The 2093-nt window shown below is 62.8% G+C and carries 1 protein-coding gene; it reads left to right on the top strand.

The window, feature by feature from the left end:
- Positions 1–546: 546 nt before the first annotated feature.
- Complete coding sequence (locus B056_RS0110180) at positions 547–1911, top strand: ABC transporter substrate-binding protein (RefSeq protein ID WP_018501760.1); 1365 nt, start codon at positions 547–549, stop codon at positions 1909–1911.
- Positions 1912–2093 lie beyond the last annotated feature (182 nt).

The raw sequence follows: 2093 nt of genomic DNA, 5'->3' as shown, positions 1-2093 counted from the left end.
GGCGAACCCGCCCTCCCAGCCTGGCCCGCCACACCAGGAAGATCAGGAATGGGCCACATGCGGCCCACACAACCAAGATTCAGGACAGGCACTGACAGGAGGTGTGGAACCTGGCGACGCGGCAGTTTGATTTCTCGCGCACGCCCCGCGGCTCTAGAAGTCCACTCCGTCGCCGTTCGCCGACCGGGTCGAGTAGTATGATGCATAGGGGTAGCTTGGATAAATCCCCGCTCGGCTGAAGCCGGCCGCCGCACTGGCTCGGGATCGGGCTCTGCGTCGGACTCTCTTCTCAACCCGCGGAACGGCCACCAGCGGCGCAGACCTGGATGCTCCTGCCGCCGACCGATCGGCCTGAGGCCGTCGATACTCGACGCGGTGTCTTTGTACACCGAAACGGTGAAATCGATGCCTGTCCCTTTCGGCGCACCAGAAAATCGTCGACGGACGTCCGACATCGGCAGTACGCCGCGCGATCTTCGTACAGGCCGTCATCGTTAAACAAGTAGGAAGTTCTCCGACCGGGTGCCGATCGGTCCCGGCTAGATCGTGCTGCGCCGCCTCGAAACCGACATAGAGACGGCCCGACGCACGTTCACCGATACGAGATGGGGATACATGCGCTATACCGCGGCTCCGCGGCTCCGCTCGGCGCGCCATCGGCCGTTACGACGGTTCTCCCTCACGCTTTTAGCAGCGACGTCCGCCCTGCTCGTGTCGGTCGCCGCCTGTGGGTCCGACGACGCCGAGACGCCTGCCGCCGGAGGTACGACTACCGACGCGAATGTGCTCGGCTCGGTGGACGAGGCGGCGGGGGATCCAGTGAAGATCGGGATCATCTCCGATGGCAGATCGGCTACGGTTGACAATTCGGCGCAGTTCGATGTGGCCGAGGCTACGGCCAAATGGCTGAACGAACGCAAAGGCGGCATCGGCGGCAGGCCGATCAAGCTGGTGACATGCGAGACGCTGAACGATCCGGCCAAAGGTACGGATTGCGGTAACCAGATGATCGAGAACGAAGTGGTGGCCGTGGCGGTCGCCGAGTCGGGAGTCGTCGAGAGCGTGGCGCAGCCATTGGCTGACGCGAACGTCCCGGCGATGTTCTTCGGCTCTGGAAACCAGACGTTGCTGAGCGATCCCGAATCGACCTACCTCCTAGGTGATCCGACCTTCGCGACACTCTCGATGCCTATCAGCGTTGCGAAGGACAAGGGCGTCGAGAAGGTCACAGAGGTCGTCATCGATGTACCTGCCGCCTTGGATCAACAGCGGATCGCACCTGCACGGTACGAGGACGCGGGTCTTGACTACGAGGTCGTCCCGGTCGCGCCGGGCACGGCTGACATGACGCCACAGATGCAGAACGTCGTGGACGGTGATCCTGGTGTCGTGTTCGTCGTGGGCAACGACTCGTTCTGTATCAGCGCGTTCAACGGGCTGCGAGCAGTCGGCTACGACGGCACGATCACGGCCATCTCCCAGTGCATCACCCCCGCGACCCGTGAAGCCGTGCCGGCCGATGAACTCAGTGGGATGGTTGTCTCGGCCATCACGCCGGGTGGCGGGACCGATCCATCGAGCGTCCTGTACGGCACAGTCATGGACGCTTATGGAGATGACATCGACCTCGAGGACACGAGCCCCAGGACCATGTTCATCTCCCTTTCCGGCCTTCAGGCAGCGCTCGCGGGTATATCCGGCGAAATCACCCAGGAAACTGTAAATGCCACCATCAAGGCGATGCCGGAGATCGAACTTCCCGGAGCCGCGGGGCTGAGGTTCCGATGCAACGGCAAGGCTAGTCCGGACTACCCGGCGGTCTGCGTCCGCGGTGGCTTGTCGACGACGCTGAACGACGAGGGTAAGATCCAGGAATTCAGGGTCATCGGATACTCGCCGATCGAGGATTGATCTACGGGTTGGTCTACGGGTTGGTCTGCCCTGCCGGCGAGATTCTTCGCCGGCAGGGCAGACCATGTGCTGGTTTCAGGATCTCTTAGTGCCTGTCCTGAATCTTGATGTTGTTTAGCTCTCGGTTGTCTTTCGGGGGGTCCAGCGTGGGACGGGAGCGTGGCGGGCGAGGCGGCGGGCCA

The sequence above is a fragment of the Parafrankia discariae genome (genome assembly GCF_000373365.1).
GTDB lineage: Bacteria > Actinomycetota > Actinomycetes > Frankiales > Frankiaceae > Parafrankia > Parafrankia discariae.
Note: the sequence above shows the minus strand (reverse complement) of the source record. Positions and strands in the feature narration are given on the sequence as shown.